Below are 21,847 nucleotides of genomic sequence, written 5' to 3'. Positions count from 1 at the left end.
CAATCCACTTTGCTCCGCTGTAACGGGCGGGTCCGGTTTACTTAGGTACATATCGCCATATCCTACGCTAACGTATGGTCCTTGGCGTAAACGCCTCCGAGTTGGATGCTCTTCACAGGCATAATATCGTTTGCTTTTTTGTTAGTATACTGATTTTCGGCAGGGTAATCAAGGGCATGACTCTGCAACACATCCATGCGGGTTTCATGTTTGCGAAGGGAAAAGGTAGGCTTTATTTCTTATGTATATTCGTCCTGCTTTTTTTGTGATGATGAAACTGGAAGAAAATTTAAGTAAAAGCACCAATTTAACGCTCAAAATAGGCTATAGTCTCTATAATGCCTTTTTAATTTCATGTAAAATGTAATGATTACCAAAATGGACAGCGATGGAGGAGAACATGGAGGATTTTAAAGATCGTTTACATACGATCCGCCAAGAACAGAACAAGCTGCTCAAGGAGTATCAAACATTAATCGCAGACTATGAAGCCTCAGATATCATTTTGGAGAATGAGGTTCTGCGAAAAAAGTTCGAGGATTATCAGGCTCGCTGCATTCACTTGGAAGAGCGAGTACGACATATTGAGCAGGAAAATGGAAAATTGCGCACTGCGCTGACGGAGCAAATGCTGAGCGAAAAGGCGAATATGATTCGCATTTCGCGTGAAAAGCTGGAGACCTATTTTGCTTCCAGAACCACAGAAGGGGAAAATCGGCTGACATCCTTTGAATATGGGGCTAAAAACCGAGTGGACCAGCTTATTCAGCAAACTACGCATGAGCTTAAAGAAGATCAGGACGAGATCGTCGCCCGATTACGACTGTTCTCAGAGGAGATACGAGACCGAATCATGGAGCAACGCAGGCGGTTTCAGGAGGCCGAGCGCAAATTGCTTCATCAGACGGCAAGCGAGTTCCAGCAGTTCGGAGAAGAAGAGATCAGCGAAGAAACGATGCAGAAGCGCATGAAGCAAAATCAGTTTGAAATGAAGTTAGGCTTGAACTGGATCAACAAGCTGGGGATTTTGCTCATTATATTGGGTGTGGGAGCCGCATTTAAATACTCATACTCGAACTGGTTTACAGGAAATATGAAGGGCGTTGCCTTCTTTCTGCTAGGAGCGCTGATGCTGGGCGGCGGCGAATGGCTGTACCGCAAGCAGAAGCAGACCTTTGCGCTCGGTATTTTGGGCGGCGGTATTTCTGTACTGTACGGATCGATTTTTTACAGCTACTTTTTGTTAGAAATCATAGGAATGTATACAGGCATAGGCTTGTCCGTACTCGTTACAGTGACCGCTGTGCTACTGTCATTAAGGTATGAATCCCGAACGATATGCTCTTTTGGTTTAGTAGGGGGATATCTTCCGCTCTTTTCCTATATGGCAGCGAACGGGCTGGAAGGGAACGCCGTGTATATCGCCATGGGCTATTTGTTCCTGTTAAACTTGCTGATTCTGCTTGTATCCTTCCGCAAACGGTGGGTCGTCGTGCAATATATCAGCTTTTTGCTTAATACGCCCTTGATGATTGTGCTGGCGTGGTTATCGGAAAGCGCCGTAGCGAGCATGCTGTATGCAGTCATTACATTTGCGATGTACCTCGGGATGACACTGTGGGTGCCGTTCCGTTTAAAAACAAAACTGTCATGGCTGGATTTCTCCCTATTGGCTCTGAATACAGTCGTGAGCTGTTCCGTTCTGTATTCTCTGTTCGGTGATGCAGGCCTGGATGATTATAAAGGCTTGTTGGCTCTCGTCTTTTGCTTGGTGTACGGGGGTCTGGGACAATGGGTCCGTCGATATATTCCAGAGGAGAAACAAACCAAAATATTATTTTATGCGACTTCGTTGACCTTTGCGATCCTTATGATTCCGTTCCAGTTTGGAGTTAGATGGTTATCCATGGGGTGGTTGATCGAAGCGGTTCTTCTTACATTATATGGCCACCGTTACCGGTTGAAGGAATTGGAACGAGCTGGCTGGGGCATTTTATTACTGTGTCTGGGCGCATTCTTTTTCGTCGATTTCCCTATATATCTGTTGTCAGGATTTGAGACGGATTATTTTGGACTCAAATATACGCTCATTACACTGGGAATGTTGGTCGTTACCGTCTTCTATGCGATTGAATTTAGCCGTCCGAATGCTTTCAAAAACAATCGGTTGTACGAAATGCATATCATGCAAGGATTTAAATATGTAGCTTTGGTGAACGTGTATTTCTACCTTTTGTATGAAGCCGGGCATTGGTATAACATCGTTGTATCCGACGAGTTTGCCCATTACACCTTGTACAAAGTATTGTTGTACACCTGCGTATCGCTGGTGTTGGCTTATTTCCTGCCTAAAGTGAAGCTGCTGTACGATCGGGTGATTAAATACTACAGCTTGGCGTTGTACGTCATAGGCTATGCGCTGGCACTGGTGGCCACCGTAGCGATTCCAACTTTGCATGAAAATTATGCGCAAAATACGGCTGCTGATTATGTGGCGCTGGTGGTACTCGCAGCCTTTAATGTGCTGGTATTCTTCAGCAGCAGGGATTTCCTGAACGCACTGATGACCCGACATTATAGAAGTAATGAGTTGTATCCGGTCATTATGGGTGTATATTTGCTGGGCATCATAACCGCCTTCCTCGGAGTTCAGTTCCGCCTGGGGGATGCTGGTCTTGTGTTCAGTCTGGTGTATTTGCTGCTGGCCATTTTGTATATTGTATACGGCTTCCTCAAGCGAGTGGTCTACATTCGCAGATTTGGATTGGGCTTGACCTTGCTGTCGACAGGTAAGCTGCTGTTGTATGATCTGCATCTATTAACGACAGGAAGCACGATTGTAGCCTACTTCTCTTTTGGTGTTGTACTGTTGGCGATTTCGTATATTTACCAAAAAGTATCCAATCGCATGGGAGAGACCATTATAAAGAAGGAAGTTGAAGAAAAAATGTAGTTTTCTGTTGTATTTTGTAGATACCGAACATTATGAAAATAAATCCGGTAATAGTGAAAAATTATGCATGACCTTACATCCTACTTACGCTATAATGAGTAAAAATTATTTATGTACGCATGCTCATGTTTATGCGTAAGTAGAGAGAATGAGGGGGATATAATGAATTTGAGCAAGGGGCAGAATAGCCTGTCTGATAAAAATGAACGCTTCTCGTCAGCTGGATTTATATTGGCGGCGATCGGAAGTGCGGCAGGACTAGGTAATATTTGGAAATTTCCGTATATTACAGGACAATATGGCGGAGCTGCATTTTTCTTATTGTTTATTGTCTGCCTGTTGCTTGTTGGTTTGCCTGTACTTTTAGCAGAGCTTGCGCTTGGTCGTGCAGGTCGAGGAAGTGCTGCTTCTGCAATGGTAAAAGTAGGCGGTCATCCGATTTGGGGCAAGATGAGCATCATGTTTGTTATAGTGCCGTTTGTTATTTTATCGTTCTATGCCATTGTAGGGGGCTGGACACTGCATTATGCCGTAGAGGCATTTAGCGGAAATCTGTTTTCAAATAATGATTTTGCTGGCCAATTCGCTTCTTTTTCCTCCGGCTATGCGCCGTTGGTTTGGCTGTTAGTTGTTTTTGCATTTACAGCAGTCGTGGTTACTCTTGGGGTATCGAACGGGATTGAAAAGTTCAATAAAATTTTGATTCCTGCCAAGGTCATCCTGCTGCTCGTGTTGATGATTAACGCTCTTATGCTGCCAGGCTCTGGTGCGGGCGTATCCTTCTTTCTGAATCCTGACTTCTCTAAGCTAAGTATAGAGTCTGCATTGGTTGCTTTGGGACATGCCTTCTTCTCACTCTCACTGGGGATGGGGATTATGATCACGTACGGTGCATATGTGGATCGCCGTCAATCCCTGGGGGGAGCCATGCTGGCAGTTGGTGGTGGAGATTTAATCTATGCGTTTATCGCAGGTATGATTATTTTCCCTACAACCTTCTCCTTCGGAATTAATCCAGCTCAAGGACCATCGCTGGTTTTCATTGCTTTACCGGCTGCATTCTCGGCAATGCCTTTTGGTGCATTCTTCGGCGGTTTGTTCTTCGTACTGCTGGCGGTTGCTGCGTTAGGTTCTATGGTATCCTTGCTGGAAGTTCCAGTAGCCTATGTCATGGAGCGTATGCGTTGGAGCCGGGTTCGCTCCGTTATCGTCGTATCGGTCCTGTGCTTGATGCTGGGCGTCCCTTCTGCATTGTCCATGGGGCTGGTGCCAGAGTTAAAAGTGGGGGATAAATCATTCTTTGATTTCGTAGATTTCACCGCGTCCAACATCTTCTTACCGTTAGGCGGTTTGTTGATTGTTATATTCACAGGTTACTACTGGAAGACTGCGGCTGAGCATGCGAACATCAAACCCTTCTGGTTCAATGTTTGGTTATTCGGTCTTCGGTATGTTGCACCGATCCTGATGTTGTTGGTCTTCCTTCATACCTCAGGTATCATCAAATTTTAAGAGAATAGAATCCGAATAAAGAGGCATTTTCTTCCTAAGGGAAGAGATGCCTTTTTTTGTATATCTATCAGTGGTTACCTAACTGTGGAAAGGAATGATATAATAAAAACATTGTCATTAATTTTAACTTCAATGAAATCATTACGATTATGAAGTTTTATATAATGAATGAAAAGGCTACAAGGCATCGCACAGACGATGTGCAGGAGAGGGAAAGGGCAGAAGAGCATTGAAACAGACAGGGAGCTTGAATTTGCAAGAAGGACGGCGGCTGAAATGAAGTCTAATCGGTTGTCGTCACAACGTCGTTATATGCCAGGTTTGGATGGTTTAAGAGCGCTGGCGGTCATCGCAGTCATTGTGTATCATCTGAATCCGGATTGGTTGCCGGGCGGTTTGTTGGGTGTAGGCGTGTTTTTTACGTTGTCGGGGTATCTGATTACAGATATTTTGGTTAGTCAGTGGGATACATATCATAGTTTTAAAATGAAAGATTTCTGGCTGCGTCGTGCCAGAAGGTTGCTGCCTGCCATGTTGACGGTTGTGGCTGTCATCGTCCTGTGCTCGTTGCTCTTCGATCCGTCACGGCTAACGGCCTTGCGCGGAGATGTTCCTGCCGCATTGGTGTATATGAGTAATTGGTGGTTTATTTTCCATCAGGTTTCGTATTTTGAAAGTTTCGGCCCCCCTTCTCCGCTTGGGCATCTGTGGTCGCTGGCGGTGGAGGAGCAGTTTTATATCCTGTGGCCTTTACTGCTGGCGCTCGGGCTAAAATTCATGCCCAAGCGTATTGTGCTTGCAGGCTGGGTGATTTGTCTGGCGTTAATATCTGCACTCCTGATGGCCGTGATTTACGTACCGGGAAGCGACCCGAGCCGGGTGTATTACGGCACGGATACGCGTGGATTTGCTTTACTAATTGGTGCAGCGCTGGCATTGGTGTGGCCAAGCGGCAAGCTGAAAGAGCAAGCTTCTGCTAAGGCGCGTATGCTTCTGGACAGCATCGGTGCGATAAGCTTGCTGCTGCTTTGTCACTGGGCGTGGGCCTCGAATGAATACGACCCATCTCTGTACCGGGGCGGCCTGCTGGGCATAGCCTTGGTCACTGCTATTGTGGTCGCAGCGTTGGCTCATCCGGTAAGCCACCTTGGTCGTCTCCTTGGAATCAAGCCGCTACGCTGGATTGGAGCCCGTTCCTACGGTCTGTATCTGTGGCATTTTCCGGTTATTACGCTAACGACGCCTCAAGTAGATACCGATGGCGTACATATGACGCGTATCATTTTACAATTGCTAGCTACCGTATTGCTGGCATCTCTCTCGTTTAAATATATCGAGGAGCCGATTCGCCATGGAGGATTCCGCCACTGGATTACAGAAATCCGTTCAGCGGTTCGTAGACAGGCGCAGTGGAGATGGATGCCTACAACTACAGCGGCTGTGCTTTTTGCAGGTATTCTCATGGGTACCGTCCACCTGTACGTGGCTTCTCCTGATGCAACGATTCAGGCGGCATCAAGTGATGAGAAGCCAGTTGCAAAGGCAAAGGCGATGCCGCCACTTCACGGAACGGTATCCGTGGCTTCCAAGGAGCCCCAAGCCACCAAGCTGCAAGGGTCCGAGGGTAACAAGGCGCAGACCCCAGCCCCGTCTCAAGCCCAGACGCCTAAAAACACGGTGGTCCAGGCTGGTACTACGGATGATGTTACGAAACCGTCGGAACCTTCGGACAAACCCAAAGAAGTTACGCCTATGACAGGTGATGGGTCGAGTGTGACCGCCATTGGAGACTCTGTCATGTTGGATGTACAGTCGTACCTTCAGGAATCCTTCCCGGGAGCTGTTGTAGATGGGCGGATCGGCCGTCAGATGGCCGAAGCGCCTGCCGTACTGGAGCAGCTAAGACAGAACGGACAGCTAGGTAAGACAGTTATCATTGAGCTGGGCACGAACGGCGCTTTCACCAAGGATCAGTTGGCGAATTTGCTCGCCAGTCTGAAGGATACGAAGCGTATTATACTCGTGAATACCCGTGTGCCTCGGCCATGGGAGAGTATTGTGAACAAGCATCTTGCCGAAGCTGCATCCCAAGACCCACGAATTACAATGATTGACTGGTATGCAGCAAGCTCTGGTAAAAATTCATATTTCGAGCATGACGGAGTACATTTAAAACCTAAAGGTGCTAAAGCTTATGCGTCCTTGTTAGCTCAGGTCCTAACGAAACAATCGTAATAAACTGCAATGATACTCGTAATTATGCAAATGCAAGACAAGAAAGCCACCGGGAGTAGGTTGTCCTCTGGTTGAAGTGCATCCCTAAATTTTCACCGGCTTAAACCTAAGGGTTTTTCCAATGTCCATTCTAAGGTGTGTACATCCACCCTGATCCGGTGGTTTTTCTTATTTTAGTGTGGAGGTACATAAGCTAATGGAAAAGGGCTATTCACATAGTAGAACGAGTGAGCACCGCTTGAAGAGGAACAGAAGAAGGCTGATACTGATTGCTATTATATTATTTGTGGCAGGCTGCATTACTTTCATTGCGATAAAGGTTTCGGATAGTAAGCCACACGCGCCGACCCAGGAGCTTGCTAAAAAAACGGATTCCGGATCATCAAACGTTAAATCCAGCGCAGGGGCAAAGGGTAAAGCGGCCTCTCCAAAAAACGATCCCGATGTAGAAGACGGTGCCTTTGTTGAAAAGTATTTAAATCAGCAAATGCTAGGACAAATGCCCGATGGAGCTGATGGTAAAAAAGTGGCCTACTTATCCTTTGATGACGGACCATCCGTGACGGTCACACCTCAGATATTGGATATTCTGAAAAAGCAGAAGGTCAAGGCAACTTTTTTTATTGTAGGTAAAGAAGCCAATGAAAATGAGCATACCAGGAACCTTATCAAAAGAATTGTCAAAGAGGGTCACGCGATAGGAAACCATACGTACTCACATAATTATAAATATTTATATCCGAACAGACGAGTAAATACGGATCATGTTATGCAGGAGATCGAGAAGAACAATCAGGTTCTAAAAAGTATTCTGGGGCCAGAATTCTCCACCAGAATGATCCGCTTCCCTGGGGGGCACATGACATGGAACAGAAGAGATCCACAGGGAATGGCTGCTCTGGATAAGGTTTTAATTCAAAAGGATTACCATCAGGTGGACTGGAATGTATTAACGAAGGATGCAGAGGGAAGATCCAAGAAAGCACCGGCACTAATCAACCAGTTTATAAGGTCAGTCAAAGGTCGAGAAAAAGCAATTATACTCATGCATGACACCTATGGTAAAGAAGAAACAGCCAAAGCATTGCCGCAAATCATAGAATATCTGAAGAAACAGGGATATGAATTTAAGGTTATGAAGTAGGATATATAGGAGAAAAGGACGGGGCTGATCGCCACCGTCCTTTGTGCTATCTAAGAGTATATAGTCCGCATCGTTTAGATGCGCTCCGCTTCACCCATCGCCTGAATGAAAGCGCCAATACCTTTGGGATCGTTAGTTATAATCGGCTCACTGATATAGTAAGCGAAGGTACCGTCCCGACGATCTTTACCACCCAAACCGCTTACTTGCACCGTTTTGTTCAGATTCACGAGTCCTTCTTCAGTAATCGTGATAAATTCATCGATAATTCCCTTACGGATGATTTCTGCCTCTTGACGATATTGCTCTGGCAGATAGCCTTTGCGAACGCCCTTGGCAATAGCATAAAGAATCATGCAGGAAGCAGAGGCTTCCAGATAGTTGCCTTTCACATGGCCCAGGTTGAGCACTTGATAAAAGACTCCACTTTCTTTATCACGCACTTTCAGCAGGGCTTCCAGTGTTTCCGTCAGCATATCGATCAGGACAGGACGGTCTGCATGATCCTCTGGAATATAGTCCAGCACGTCAACGAGTGCCATAACGAACCAACCCATCGAGCGTCCCCAGAAATTTTTGGAACAGCCTGTTTCCGGGTTGCACCAATGCTGCTCACCCTTCTCATCCCAAGCATGGTAGAGCAGACCCGTTTCAGGATCACGCGTATGCTTGTAGCAAAGCTTGAATTGTAGGGTCACATCGTCAAACTCTGACGGATCTCCGAATTCGCGGATAAATTCAGCGTAGAACGGGGCACCCATGTACAAGCCGTCGAGCCAAATTTGATACGGATAAATTTGCTTATGCCAGAATGCGCCCTCGCTTGTGCGTGGGTGTTTTTCCAACTGACTGCGTAATTGGTAGGCAGCCTTTTTGTATCGTTCATCTCCTGTGGCACGATACAGAGAGAAGAGCAGCTTGCCGTTATTCACGTGGTCAATATTGTACTCATCTACTTTATAGCGCTGAATTACGCCATTTTCGTCAACAAAATGATCCATATGTTTTTTTATAAATTCCATGTACTTGGGATCGCCTGTCAGTTCGCCGACCCATTCCAGACCTCTGTAAATCACGCCATGGTCATATTCCCATTTTTCATAAAATTCCGGGCTCCGTTGTAGAACGGAATCGCTCATACGTACAGCCCAAGAATCTGTTTTTGTAGGGCTGGGGGTTGGTTGTGATGTTGGATTTGCCATGATACAGTCACCTCTTTAGTAAATGTTTAATCTGTAATTGTTATTGTTGTTACATAGATGGAGTGTGTGTCTTAGGGTCAACGGGTTTGTTCTTGAAGCCCACATTATTGTTACCCCAGCACCGATCGTAATGGAAACCTGTCAGTTCCTCGAATACCTTCCGGGCTTCCGGTTTAGCTGATTTCATGGAACCACCGTTTTTGAGGCGGTCAATTTCGGCGATTAGCTTCTTGTGGCTGTCAATATCCAGCTTCATCACGACAGAAGCAATCATACCGATGATCGCGAGAACGATGGTACCGACCACGAGTACATAAAAGATGGCGTGCTGAGCAGCGACGGGCTGACTATCAGCCCCGGATACAAAGCCAAAGTGCTGTAACACCCAGCCGAGAATGAAGACGACAACGGCCCGCACCATTTTTCCGGCAAAAGTCATCATACCTGCATAAATTCCTTCCCGTCGACGGCCAGTCAACGCTTCATCCACATCGGCAAGGAACGTATATTGATTCCAAGGGATATAGTAGACGCCCCCTGTACCAAGTCCCATGAACAGTGTGATGACATATAGCCATACCATCGTATTAGAGGCTCCCGTTATATAGAGCAGGCCATAGCCTGCTACGCTAAAGCAAACGACAACGAGTGCAGCGATGAATGGCATACGGAATCCTTTACGCACACAGAATTGGATGAAGAAATAGGTAGAAATCAATTGAATGACAGAGTTAAAGCTATTCAGATTGGACACCATCTCCGAGCTTTGAAACAAGGAGAAGACAATAAAGTACGTAAAAGCAGAAGTAAACAGCCACTCAGCTGAAAAGCCGCCCAGGTACATCCCGAGATGATGACGGAACGTCTTGACCCGGAAGGTAGAGGAAATGTCGATAAACAACTTTTTCATCGAATCTATAAAGGAAAGCGGAGCTTCACCTTCCAGTTCCTTTTGCAGTTCCTCACTTGGACGTTCCCAGGAGTTTTTGTACAAGAATGCCATCGCAATCAGCAAAATAGCTGCAAAAACGAGACCGGTATAAAAGAAAGGCAATGGAGAGTCTTTGCCATACTCAGCAATAAAGCGACCAGGGATAAAGGCAGCGGCGAAATTGGCAATTTTGCCAAACATGGCCTTCCATCCAGTTAATCTGGAGCGTGCGCCGAAGTCGCGGGTCATCTCTGACGCTAGTGCTTCATACGGCACCATGACTGAGGTATACACCAGTTCAAACAGCACGTACGTACTCAGGTAATACCAGAAGCCCAACCCATCTACCCAAAGCATCGGATACACGAGCATCAGCGGGATACCCATCATGATGAAAAAGCGTCGTCTGCCGAATTTACGGCCCAAGCGGGTCCGGTGAAAGTTATCGCTGATAAAGCCCATGACCGGATTGCTGACTGCATCTATGATGCTAGCAACAGAGAAAATGGCCGCGGCCTGAACGGGAGACAGTCCGCAAAAGGTTGTATAAAAGTACATTAACCATGCACCGCTAATCGCAAGTGCGCCACTTCCCAGCATGTTACCGCTTCCATAGGCGAGTGTATGTTTCAGTGTGATTCTTCGTTCCATGATCTGTTCACCTCATATTTTGTCTGGTTATGAGGACAATCACCGGTCGCTATATTATGCAGAATTGTCTAAGTTGGTAGATGGGCCAGGGCGTCCTGATTAAGCTGGGCTTTTAACGTGCCCCTATATTTTTTCCGCTCGGAGTACCCGAGCCGATCAGATCGCTCCCTTTGGCCAGCTTAAGGAAATCACCTAGCTGGATGGAACCGTCTGCACCTCGAGTGATAGAAGGCGTGAGACTAACAAAGTCGTCTGCACTGACTACCAGACCTTTGGCATTCGTCGATTTTTTGTTTTTCCACCAAACGCTAGAGTTGTCTTGATCTGTACCGCTTGTTTTGTCACTGGCGCTTCCCTCAAAGGAAAGATTGTTAATGAACACGTGATCACCCTTGTCAAAAGCAAAATTACTTTGTCCATTGTCCCACGAGGTATTATTGGTCAACGTAATGCTGCCGGGGTTGCTATTGTAGGTGAAGCCGTGTTTTTTGTTCTGGAAAGCAATACTGTTTTTCACAATATGGTTGACTTTGATTTTGTCTCCACCCAGCTTAAAGCCATTGCCGTCGCTGTTCGCGGTAGACGTTCCATCTGCGGTCTGCCCGTTGTGGTGGGCCACACTGTTCAAGATGGTTACCTCACCGATAGGGCCTGTTTCTGTTTTGCTATACAAATCCCAACCATCGTCTACGTTGTACGCAGCCAAGCAGTTATCAAACACATTGCCTGATCCTACAGTCAATTTGGCCGCGAAGCCATCGGCATCCTCACCATTATCGGGATCAGCGTTATCATGAGAGTAAGAATTCAAAATCAAATTATTCGAAGGCCACTCACTAGTGGAAGCGTTAGGAGAGTAACGCCCAAGCTGAAGTCCAGTATCCCGGTTGTGGTGGGTTTCCACGTTTTCGATTCGGTTATTGCTACCGCCGATATAGATACCATTATCTCCGGCACCCTTTACTTCAAGGCCCTTTACCAGCCAAAAGTCTCCGTTAAGCTGAAGTCCACGATTGGCTGAACCAAAGGCTTGAGCAGAGAAATCAAGTACCGGCTTTTCACTACCGTAAGCGACCAACCCTTTGAGTGAGCCGTTATTGCCGCTATTTTCACGCTGAATTGTAATTGTTGAGGAGTAGGTGTAGTTGCCACCGCGCAGGTAAATGGTTTTACCAGGAGCAATTTGTGTAAGAGCTGCTTCGAGCGTGGTAGGACTAGATATGGTGCCCGGATTGGACACGTTACCATTTGGCGCCACATACAAATCTCCTGCCGCTAACGTTGTGGAGACGGTGGTTGAGTCAGTTGTACTAACTGCCTCTTCTGTGAGTGCGGAAGAAGGGGTGTCGTTGGGTAACGCATCTGCGTAAGCGGTTCCAATAATACAAGAAGAGGCGAAAACAAAAGAAACACCGAGTCTTAGAGCGTTAAATCCGTTTTTTGGACGATCATTCCGTTTAAACATGTAAATTCCTCCTCATTTGAGTTCTTATTTTAAAAGAAGATAGCATATATAAAAGTGGCTCATGCTGTCTTTCCAGTAAAAACAGGACACCTCCTGGGGTGACAGATTGATCTAACCTATGTCTAATACGCTCTAAGAAGTATATGCACAGTGTAATATATGTTAACGTTTGCATCAACGGTTTTTTGCTGTTTTTTTAATGTTGTGAAAAAAAGTTCACACTTTTGTTTCAACTAAAAATGCAGTTTTGCCAGACTGGGAAAATTTGATTATACTTAAACATTATACATATAATAGGAATGAAGACTGTGGGAAAGGGTGGTTTTAGCGCATGGAGAGTGGAAATCATTTGACAGATTCAACTGTCGAACAATTGCAGGAAAAGCAGCCAAGAGTGAAAAAGGAGATGATCGATTGGCTTAAGGCCATTATTGTAGCCATTGTGCTCGTGTTCATTATACGTTGGCTATTATTTGCGCCATTTATTGTTGAGGGAGCGTCCATGGAACCGAATTTCAAGACAGATGAACGAGTAGTCGTGAACAAGGTGATTTACGATTTTCGTGATCCCAAGGCGAGTGAGGTTGTTGTATTCCATGTGAGAAAGGAACAAAGAGACTTTATTAAGCGTGTTATTGGGGTGGCTGGCGATACGATTCGGTATCAAGGCGACAATCTTTATGTGAACGGTAAGAAAGTAGAGGAGTCATACATTCAGGGAGCTATTCAGGATGCGCACGCCAAGGGAGAACTATATAACAATGTGGACTTTCCAAATGGAACCATAACCGATTCCAAGGTACCTGAGGGGTATATTTTTGTGATGGGCGACCACCGCAATAATAGTAGGGATAGTCGTGCTATTGGCTTTGTTTCTATTAAAGATATTGTTGGCCGTGCGGATGTGATTTTTTGGCCGGTGGATAGCGCACAATGGGTTAAGCATAAATAATATAAGAGCGCCTAAGAGAGGAGGGATTCCTCACTTAAGGCGCTTTATATTTTATAATCTCATTATATTTTTTTCGTAAACGGGTCCGGCAGCTTGCGCCAATCCTGCTCTATTTCTTCAGGGGTCAGCAGTGTTTCATCCAGGGTGCGCTCGATTTCTTCCCGGTTCATGTCGATACCAATAAATACGAGCTTGGTAACCCGGTCACCGTACTTTTCGTCCCAGTCAGGTGTCTTTTCGAAATCTTCATCGAGATAGTATTGGCGTTCTTCTTCAGTCAATGCAGATATCCAGAGTCCTGCGCGTGCAAATTGTTTGGAGCTACCCGCCTGACTGAATGTAAAAGCAGTGCGGTTCTGCGTGGCGAGCCACACCAATCCCTTGGAACGTACAACCTCAGCAGGCCATTGAGCCAGCCATTTCAACAAACGTTCGGGATGAAATGGGATTTTGCGCTTGTACACAAACGAAGCAATGCCATATTCCTCTGTCTCCGGTACGTGCTCTTCTTTGTTCATTTCCTGTATCCAGCCTGCCGCCTGACTAGCTATTTCAAAATCGAAGCGATGCGTGTTCAAAATCTCTTTTGGGTCCACTTTACCGTACTCGGAACGGATGATTTTGGCGTTTGGTTGAATGCCGCGTAATGCTTTTTCCAGTCGTTCTAGCTCCTCAGGGGATACCAGATCGCATTTGTTAATGATCAGCACATCACAGAATTCCACCTGCTCTATGAGCAGATCAACGATGCTGCGTGCATCCTCCTCTGCCACTTCTTGTCCGCGATCCCTGAGGGAGTCCCTGGAGTAGAAGTCCTTCCAAAATTCCGGTGCATTCACGACGGTGACCATCGTATCCAGCCGGGTCAGCTTGGTCAAATCAATTCCATTTTCCTCATCTACATAACTGAAGGTCTGGGCTACCGGAATGGGCTCACCTATACCCGTGGACTCGATCAAAATATAGTCAAACCTTTTGTCGAGTGCCAGTCGTTCTACCTCTTTTAATAAATCTTCCCGCAAGGTACAGCAGATGCATCCGTTGGACATTTCCACCAGCTTCTCATCCACACGAGATAATCCTCCACCGTCACGAACGAGATCAGCATCAATGTTTACCTCACTCATATCATTGACAATAACGGCTACCCGCAAGCCTTCCCGGTTGTTCAGCACATGGTTCAGTAGTGTGGTTTTGCCGGAGCCGAGGTACCCGCTTAGTACCGTGACCGGTATTTTCTTTTCCAATTCCATAGCGTTTGCCAACGTAATCACTCTTCCCTTCGAAAGTATCATGAAATGTCAAATGTGCTGTAGTGGTTATCATGCGAGATAGCAAAGCAGAGGTGCTTTCTTTGTTCTCCTTTAATCGTAATAATTACGAATAGTAAAATTAGTAAATCATTATTAAGAGGAATTGTCAAGGAAGGTAAGATCACCTGATAAGAACTGTATTAATTTTCAAATCGATAAATAATTAAAATTTTAGGTAATTTGTACGATAAAATAAGTATCCATGATGGAACAGATTCAGCTTAAGTTGTAAGAGTTGTGACGGCATGGCGTCAGATTAGAGAGGACGTATCCAATACATGCGGACAATAGGGATAGGCACTAAAATTAGTGGTATGGTGATCGGCATTTTGATTGTATTGTCTGTCGTGGTCGCTTACGTGGTTACTAGCCGAATGCAGGAGGGTATTGAGTCTTTTGCTACTGAAAAGGCTAAAAATGACTTGAATATGGCAACCCGCCTGGTGGACTACAAATATAGCGGGGCATGGCAGATCAAGGACGGACAATTATATAAGGGAAGCCAACGGATTAACAATAATGAAGAAATCGTCGATGAAATTGGCGAGGCAACAGGCGATACGGTGACTTTCTTTCAAGGGGAGCAACGGGTAGCGACGAATGTCATGCTGGACGGCAAACGAGCTGTAGGCACGAAAGTATCGGAGAAGGTGGCTACCGTTGTCTTAAAGCAGGGTCAGCCTTATTATGGCCAAGCGGTAGTAGTTGGAAAAACGTATCAAGCTGCGTACACACCCATCCGCAGTGCGGACGGTGCCGTGATTGGCATTCTGTATGTAGGTGCATCGCAATCGATTATTGACGGGATCATTAGCGGGTTTATCCGTCAGTTTATGATTGTGATTGTAATTGCTATTGCGGTGTCGCTAGCCGTGATTCTCTGGTACATGAGCAGGGTAAACCGCAGGCTGGGCCGTGTAGGCCAAGCTCTCGCCAAGGCAGGTCAGGGAGATTTTACTTCTGTCCTGCTTGACCGGAGTGGAGATGAGCTTGGGCGGCTGAGTGTTAACTATAATGAAATGCGAGAAAATTTGAGCATTTTGATTTCCGAGGGCATGCATGCTTGTGGAGCGGTATCCGACTCAACGGGGCGGCTTGCCGTCATTGCTGAAGCATCGGCCAGACAGGCCAATAGGATTGCAGACACCATACGGCAGGTTGCAGACGGAGCCGAAGCGCAGACTCGAAGCGTGTTGGAAAATCAGACGGCGATGGAAGAGATGGCTCAGGGCATTCAGAATGTCGCGGAAAATGCCTCGGAGATTGCGGAATCTGCTATCTACTCCAAGCAGCAGGCATAGGCAGGAGCGGAAACCGCACGCCTCACGGTGGAACAGATGGGGGAACTGCATTCGTCCATCCAGCATACGGATGCTCTGATTCAAGCACTACACCGTCAATCAGGTGAAATTACCGGGATCATGCAGGTTATTCAGGGAATATCTGAACAGACGGGACTGCTGGCGCTGAATGCTTCTATTGAAGCTGCTCGCGCAGGTGAGCAGGGACGAGGATTCGAGGTTGTAGCATCCGAGGTGCGGAAGCTGGCAGATCAATCGGGAATAGCCTCCCGCCGAGTGGCGCAGCTCATCCAAAACATTGATGGAGATGTACAGCGCTCAGCGGAAGCGATTGGACATGTGGTAGCGCATGTGGACAGCGGGCTGCGGATGATGAACGAGACACATGACAGCTTCGAACATATCGTAGAAAGAAGCACTCACATTGCAGAACGGATCGAAAGCATGACAGCAACCGCAGAGCAAATGTCAGCAGGTGTGCAGGAAGTTACCGCTTCTGCTACTGAAATTATTGTCATCGCCCGCAGGACGAGTGGCGGATCACAGGAAGTATCGGTTGTAGCCTCCGACCAGCTGGAAGAGATTAACCGTCTGAATATCTGCTCTGCTGATCTACAGCTTGCTATGGAAGAGATGCAAAAAGCGCTAGGCCAGTTTAAGGCTTAAAGAATACGGTACAGAAGCCCATGATGGATATTACGAAGACAAGAGGACTTGCGCGAACAACACGCAAGTCCTCTTTTTTTTGTATCTGGCTTCGCATCCTTGACTCAGCCTTTGACGGCTCCAGCGACGACGCCTTTGACGATGTATTTTTGCAGAAAAATAAATACGATAATGGAAGGCAGCACAGCCATTACCATCGCGGTCATGGCATATTGCCAGTCGGATGTATACTGTCCGACGAAGGTATAGGTGGCCAGCGTCAGCGTCTTAGTGCTGGGTGAGCCGTTAACCATGAGAAGCGGAAGCAGAAAATCGTTCCAAATCCACATCACGTCGATAATGACAATGGTAGCAGTGACTGATTTCAGCAAGGGGAAAATCACGGAAAAGAAAAGCCGGAAGCCTGAGGCCCCATCGATTTTGGCGCTTTCGTCAATCTCAGCCGGAATACCTTTCACGAAGCCATGATAGATAAACACGGCCAGCGGTGCACCGAAGCCCCAATACAGCAAGCCAAGTCCCCAAGTGCTGTCTGCCAGATTTAAGTCTTTTGCCAGTCGCAAGACAGTGAGCATGATGGACTGAAATGGGATTAGCATCGGCATAATGCACAGCATGTAAATCACGGAGCTCCATTTGCTTTTGGTTCTTGCCAGCTTGTAGGCCGCGATGGAAGATATCAGTACGATACCTGCCAGTCCAACGACGGTGATAATGGTGTTATTCAGAAATAGGCGCGGATAGTCAATGAATTTCCATACATATACGTAGTTATCCAGCGAAAGTTGCTTGGGTAGCGCAATGACGTCGGTCATGACCTCAGCGAAGCTTTTGAACGAATTGTTAATGGCGAGAAACAGCGGGTACAAAAATAACAGTGATAATACAATCATGCCCGCTTCTAGCAAAATACGTCCCGTACGGCTGCGTTGCATCAGGCTTCAACCTCCCTGCGTTTGAAAATAGACAATTGAATAATCGTAATGATCAGGACTGCAACGAATAAAATCAATGCTTTGGCTGTTCCGTAGCCATACAGATTGTTCTGGAACGTGTCCCGGTAAATATCATACGCAATGCTGTATGTCGTACCTCCCGGCCCACCGCCGGTCAGAGATAAAATGACGTCAAACACTTTGATTGAGTTGGTCAGTGCCATGAAGACTGAGATCGTAATGGAAGGTGCAAGCATCGGTAGAATAATACTGAAAAATCTCCGAATCGGCCCCGCGCCATCGACAATGGCAGCTTCTTTTAGATCCTCTGGCACAGATTGCAAGCCTGCAATATAAATGACCATGTAAAAGCCAATGGATTGCCAGATCGATACCGCCAAAATGGAAACAAACGCGAGCCCTTCCTCACCCAGCCAACTGAGCTGGAAGATGCCCCAGCCTGTACTGTGACCCAATGACTCAAAGCCTTGCATGAAGATAAATTTCCATATGAATCCAACAATTACAAGACTGAGGATATAAGGGATAAAGAAGGCCGCTCGCAACCAAGCCGAGCTTTTCAGCTTCATATCGAGAACGAGCGCCAGCAAAATGGCCAGCACATTCACCAATACAATGTACAAAATGGCATACTTGACGGTAAACCAGGCTGCATGTGCAAAATTGGCGTCTCCAAGCAAGATTTGCTTGAAGTTATCCAGACCTACAAATTTCGGATGTTTGGATATGCCGTTCCACTTGGTCAGGGAATAGCGTATCGTCATCAAAAACGGAATATAAAATGCAATCGTAATGCACAAGATTACGGGCAGTGTGAATAAACCGAATTCCAGTTTACTGCCCTTGTCGCCCCGGGTTCCCCTTTTTTTCAGCATAACGCACCTCTTTTTCTCAACATTTTCCGCTCTTACGTTCCAAGCTGTTTAAGATATAATGAAAGTATAGGATAGCTCTAGGGCCGGACCAATGGATTTAAGAAAACAGTTGAGGGTAAAAATGTGTACGCTTTCAAAAGGGGCGATTATCATGATGTCAGAGCGTGTAAGAACGTTTCTTCGCTCTATGTGGAGGAGAATCACGCAAAAATTAGTGAACAAGCTCATTCTACTTTTTACCTCGGTGATTATTCTGGTGGTGGGCTCACTCACAATTATTTCCTATCAGATGATTGAAAAGGAGTCGGTTAACCATAGCATCGCCAGCACGACGAATAATCTGCTGCTGGTCAATCAGAATTTGGAGGATTACTTGGAGGGAATGCAGCAGTTGGCTCTTCCGCAGCTACGTTACAACGATATTATGAACGCGATTGCCAATGAGAACTGGGACTATGCTTCGAGAATGGTCATTGAGAATTACTTGCGCAGCATGTTTTATTCGCGTACCGATCTGGAAGCGATCTATCTGTACGTGGCGGACCGACATCAATACTATGTGGTGACCAGGGAGACGTATAACATTACGGTGCGCAAAGGAGTAAATACAGATATTCCCAAGCTTCCTTGGTATAAAGAGGCGATGGCCAGTACCACGAACGAATCATTTCAATCCTTTGTGGGGTCCCGCTCTGATATGGGCTATGTAGCGCCACAAGCCAGCTTTATGGCATACCATCGAGTGCTGAGGTCGATTGCATCCCGTCACCCGCAGGCGGTGCTGTCCTTTTATTACAATACGAGCGCCGTGGACGAAATCATGCAGAACATTCCACTGGGCAAAGGGGACCAATTGATGCTAATGAGCCCTAAAGGGGTTCCCTTTTATGTGAACAGCTTTCCGCTATATGAGCGGATGCGTGATTCCGGAGTGTTGGCACAGATCGGCAAGGGAGGAAGCGGGCGAGTAACGTGGTCTGATCGCAGTGGCAATCAGGAGTATTTGGTCGTCTATGATGCTGGCGAAAAGGATGGGTGGCAGCTCATTAAGCCCATCCCATACCGCCAGATTTATGAAGCAGCTACGACAACACGGAATTGGAGCTATGCCATCGGGGCTTTATTTTTAGGCGTGTCTATTATATTAGTGACACTGACCTCGAACGCCATTACCCGACCTTTACATAAGCTGTCCACCCAGATGAAGCGGTTTAGCACCGGAGATTTTGGAGCAACAGCTCCTGTGAAGGGACATGACGAGATTGCATATTTGTCACTGCATTTTAACGAAATGGTCCAAAGAACCGAAGAACTTATTAATGAGCGCTATCGCATGAAGCTGGTCGAAAAGAACGCCATACTCAAGGCGTTGGAGGCTGAAATTAATCCTCATTTTCTGTACAATGCCCTGCAAGCCATATCCACACAGGCATTAAAGCGGGAGATGTTCGACATGGCGGATATGGTGGATGCGTTGGCCCAAACGTTACGGTATTCCATCAACGGCAAGGATATCGTAGCTGCCCGCGAGGAGCTCAAGCACATTGAACGGTATATAGGTCTGCAAAAAGCAAGGTTCGGAGCGAGACTGCGGGTCGAAGTGGTATGGGAGGAAATGCTGATGGAGCTGCCGATTCCAAGGTTATCTGTGCAGACGTTGGTGGAAAACGCTATCAAGCATGCGTTGGAAAAAGTATCAAGCGATATTCTGATCGTCATTTCAGCCGATTCGAGTTCTACAGATGCAAATGCCACAATTACAGTCAGGGACAACGGGCCTGGATTTTCAGAGGACAAGCTGAGACTGGTGCTGGATTCATTCCATGAAAAATGGGAAGAACGGGAGAGTGAGCATATTGGTTTGAAAAATCTGAACACACGGTTGAAGCTTTTGTATGGAGATCAGGCAGGATTATTCATCCTTACGGATGAAACGGGAACGGAAATGAGAATGCAAATTCCCCGGGGAGGAAGTAGTCATGTATAACGTATTAATTATTGACGATGAAGAGCCGTTGCGCGAAGCCATTCGTATTATCGGGGACTGGGACCGTCTGGGGATCGAACATATTTATGAAGCGACGAATGGAAGATTGGGACTGGAGCTGCTGGGTCAGCACCCTATAGATGTGGTGATGGTCGATATGAAAATGCCTGAGCTGAACGGTATCGAATTTCTTCGTGCCATCGAGAAGGCATATCCACATCTGCTGACGATTGTCATTAGCGGCTACAACGACTTTGAATTTACACGGCAGGCGATTCAATCCCGGGTGGTGGATTATCTGCTCAAGCCTATCAATCGTCAGGATCTGAACCAGGCACTGCGCAAAGCAGTGGACATTCTGGAAAGCCGAGAGCAAAGCAAAAACAAGTCCATTAGCCAGAACATTACGCTGAATATGTCACTGCCGAAGCTGAAAGAGAAGCTATATTTGTCCATTTTGGACGGTAGCTTTAAAAGGCAGGCCAATACGGCGTTGCTCCCATTGATCGGAGCGGATCAGCCGGGGAATCGCTTTGGGGTGATCGTGCTGCGGCTGCTGAACAGGGATGAGATTCGCAGGACACGTTTTCATGGCGATGTCGATCTGATGGATTTTGCTGTAACGAATGTATTAGCGCAGACATCAGATGAACGGTTGAGTTGTTTTAGCTTCCCCCATCCGCGACGGGAGCGCGAGGTCATTTCGATCTGTACCCTGGCCCCAGGGCATGAAGAACATATGTCCCTCCTACTGGCACAAGTGGCACAGAAGGCGGTTGTGAACCTGCATGGGCTGTTCCGTATGGTAGTAGCGGCCGGAGTGGGCAAGCTCTGTACAGACGTAGTGGAGCTGGCATCTGCCTATAGGGATGCCAAAACGCTCATTCACAGCACGGATGTATTGAAGCTGGAAGGGGAATCTATTCTCCATACGGTGCCCCGGCAAATGGGTACCTCAGAGGAAATGTCTTGGACGGAGCAACTGTTGGTGATCCAAAAGGATGCTCAGACAGGTCAGGCAAACCGGGCAAAGGTGCTGCTGGGTGATCTGCTGAAACAATTGGCAACAGGTCCTGTTTTCCGTTTACAGGATGCAGATCGATTGATGCGGGAGTTCCATTTTCTACTGAAAGAGGCAGCGATTGAGTTGGGTGCGTCTACGTCAGCGTTGAATCAAGATGGAGCTTTGGAAGAACCGGAGCACGTGGGGGAAAGCGATTTGTCTGCTGATTTTACGAGCTTTGTTCACTACGGTCAGAGATTGAATCGGATGCTGGAGCTTTACATTGCTGGGGTCCAACATGCTCAAGCGGGGAACCAGCCCTTTGATATAACAGACATCAAAAGGCACATCGACCGTTATTATTTTGAGGATATTAAAATTTCGTTTTTTGCCGAAACCTATTTTTTGAGTCGGGAATACTTGATGAAGCTGTTTAAGCAGCAGTTTGGTTACGGTATTCACGAATATGTACAGAAGGTTAGGATGGACAAGGCGAAAGAGCTACTGGGCGATTCTAGCCTGAAAATACAAGAAATCTCGGATATGCTCGGCTACAAAGATAAAAATTATTTCAGTAAGGCTTTTCGTAATTATTATCAGGTATCACCGTCTGAGTATCGTGTGAGCTTGCAATAAACCACTTTTTTCCCCTTAATGCTTCACTAATCTGCCTTTTTAAATCGGAGTATATTTTTTAGAAT

At 46.6% G+C, this 21,847-nt stretch carries 15 protein-coding genes; 9 read left to right on the top strand and 6 right to left on the bottom strand.

Annotated elements, in window-relative coordinates; all coding sequences use genetic code 11:
• Positions 1 to 400 precede the first annotated feature (400 nt).
• The 4 genes from MKY16_RS24110 to MKY16_RS24095 all read left to right on the top strand — a co-directional run bounded on the left by MKY16_RS24110 (position 401) and on the right by MKY16_RS24095 (position 7,844).
• Complete coding sequence (locus tag MKY16_RS24110) at positions 401 to 2,953, top strand: DUF2339 domain-containing protein (protein WP_165145713.1); 2,553 nt, start codon at positions 401 to 403, stop codon at positions 2,951 to 2,953.
• Positions 2,954 to 3,115: 162 nt separating this feature from the next.
• The gene (locus tag MKY16_RS24105; RefSeq protein ID WP_013312591.1) at positions 3,116 to 4,465 is read left to right on the top strand and encodes a sodium-dependent transporter; all 1,350 of its coding nucleotides are present in this window, start codon (positions 3,116 to 3,118) and stop codon (positions 4,463 to 4,465) included.
• 168 nt (positions 4,466 to 4,633) lie between these two features.
• Positions 4,634 to 6,700, top strand: a complete 2,067-nt coding sequence (locus MKY16_RS24100) for an acyltransferase family protein (RefSeq protein WP_340957382.1) — start codon at positions 4,634 to 4,636, stop codon at positions 6,698 to 6,700.
• A 196-nt stretch (positions 6,701 to 6,896) separates the two neighbouring features.
• Positions 6,897 to 7,844, top strand: a complete 948-nt coding sequence (locus MKY16_RS24095) for a polysaccharide deacetylase family protein (protein WP_029518762.1) — start codon at positions 6,897 to 6,899, stop codon at positions 7,842 to 7,844.
• Between the two features lie 74 nt (positions 7,845 to 7,918).
• Here MKY16_RS24095 and MKY16_RS24090 read toward each other — a convergent pair whose 3' ends face one another.
• The 3 genes from MKY16_RS24090 to MKY16_RS24080 all read right to left on the bottom strand — a co-directional run bounded on the left by MKY16_RS24090 (position 7,919) and on the right by MKY16_RS24080 (position 12,093).
• On the bottom strand, positions 7,919 to 9,046 hold the full coding sequence (locus tag MKY16_RS24090; protein ID WP_209947611.1) for a glycoside hydrolase family 88/105 protein: 1,128 nt from the start codon (positions 9,044 to 9,046) through the stop codon (positions 7,919 to 7,921).
• Between the two features lie 49 nt (positions 9,047 to 9,095).
• Positions 9,096 to 10,628 carry an MFS transporter gene (locus MKY16_RS24085; protein WP_069012248.1) on the bottom strand — a complete coding sequence of 511 codons (1,533 nt, stop codon included), beginning with the start codon at positions 10,626 to 10,628 and terminating at the stop codon, positions 9,096 to 9,098.
• Positions 10,629 to 10,740: 112 nt separating this feature from the next.
• Positions 10,741 to 12,093 (bottom strand): right-handed parallel beta-helix repeat-containing protein, encoded by a 1,353-nt coding sequence (locus MKY16_RS24080; protein ID WP_340957378.1) that lies wholly within the window; start codon positions 12,091 to 12,093, stop codon positions 10,741 to 10,743.
• Between the two features lie 331 nt (positions 12,094 to 12,424).
• On the opposite strand from MKY16_RS24080, the gene lepB reads away from it, so the two are divergent.
• On the top strand, positions 12,425 to 13,045 hold the full coding sequence (gene lepB, locus MKY16_RS24075) for a signal peptidase I (protein ID WP_340957375.1): 621 nt from the start codon (positions 12,425 to 12,427) through the stop codon (positions 13,043 to 13,045).
• A 62-nt stretch (positions 13,046 to 13,107) separates the two neighbouring features.
• Here the strand turns inward: lepB and MKY16_RS24070 are convergent, their stop codons facing one another.
• Positions 13,108 to 14,310, bottom strand: coding sequence for a GTP-binding protein (locus MKY16_RS24070; protein WP_340957373.1), 1,203 nt, complete (start codon positions 14,308 to 14,310; stop codon positions 13,108 to 13,110).
• Between the two features lie 326 nt (positions 14,311 to 14,636).
• On the opposite strand from MKY16_RS24070, the gene MKY16_RS24065 reads away from it, so the two are divergent.
• Both MKY16_RS24065 and MKY16_RS24060 read left to right on the top strand, forming a co-directional pair.
• Positions 14,637 to 15,659: a methyl-accepting chemotaxis protein gene (locus MKY16_RS24065; protein WP_340957372.1), complete on the top strand. Its 1,023-nt coding sequence runs from the start codon at positions 14,637 to 14,639 to the stop codon at positions 15,657 to 15,659.
• Between the two features lie 36 nt (positions 15,660 to 15,695).
• Positions 15,696 to 16,325 carry a methyl-accepting chemotaxis protein gene (locus MKY16_RS24060; RefSeq protein ID WP_340957370.1) on the top strand — a complete coding sequence of 210 codons (630 nt, stop codon included), beginning with the start codon at positions 15,696 to 15,698 and terminating at the stop codon, positions 16,323 to 16,325.
• Positions 16,326 to 16,429: 104 nt separating this feature from the next.
• Here MKY16_RS24060 and MKY16_RS24055 read toward each other — a convergent pair whose 3' ends face one another.
• The gene (locus MKY16_RS24055; RefSeq protein WP_340957368.1) at positions 16,430 to 17,260 is read right to left on the bottom strand and encodes a carbohydrate ABC transporter permease; all 831 of its coding nucleotides are present in this window, start codon (positions 17,258 to 17,260) and stop codon (positions 16,430 to 16,432) included.
• A complete protein-coding gene (locus MKY16_RS24050) occupies positions 17,260 to 18,156 on the bottom strand; it encodes a carbohydrate ABC transporter permease (RefSeq protein ID WP_029518756.1) in 897 nt (298 codons plus the stop codon). Before MKY16_RS24050 ends, MKY16_RS24055 begins: the two co-directional genes overlap by 1 nt.
• Before the next feature lie 121 nt (positions 18,157 to 18,277).
• Here MKY16_RS24050 and MKY16_RS24045 point away from each other — a divergent pair, with 121 nt between their 5' ends.
• Positions 18,278 to 20,143, top strand: a complete 1,866-nt coding sequence (locus MKY16_RS24045) for a cache domain-containing sensor histidine kinase (RefSeq protein WP_340957626.1) — start codon at positions 18,278 to 18,280, stop codon at positions 20,141 to 20,143.
• A complete protein-coding gene (locus MKY16_RS24040) occupies positions 20,136 to 21,782 on the top strand; it encodes a response regulator (protein WP_340957366.1) in 1,647 nt (548 codons plus the stop codon). The genes MKY16_RS24045 and MKY16_RS24040 overlap by 8 nt, the downstream gene beginning before the upstream one ends.
• Positions 21,783 to 21,847 lie beyond the last annotated feature (65 nt).

This window comes from Paenibacillus sp. FSL L8-0641 (assembly GCF_038006265.1).
Taxonomy (GTDB): domain Bacteria; phylum Bacillota; class Bacilli; order Paenibacillales; family Paenibacillaceae; genus Paenibacillus; species Paenibacillus polymyxa_D.
The sequence above is the reverse complement of the archived record's forward strand: the minus strand, read 5'-3'. Positions and strand labels throughout refer to the sequence as shown.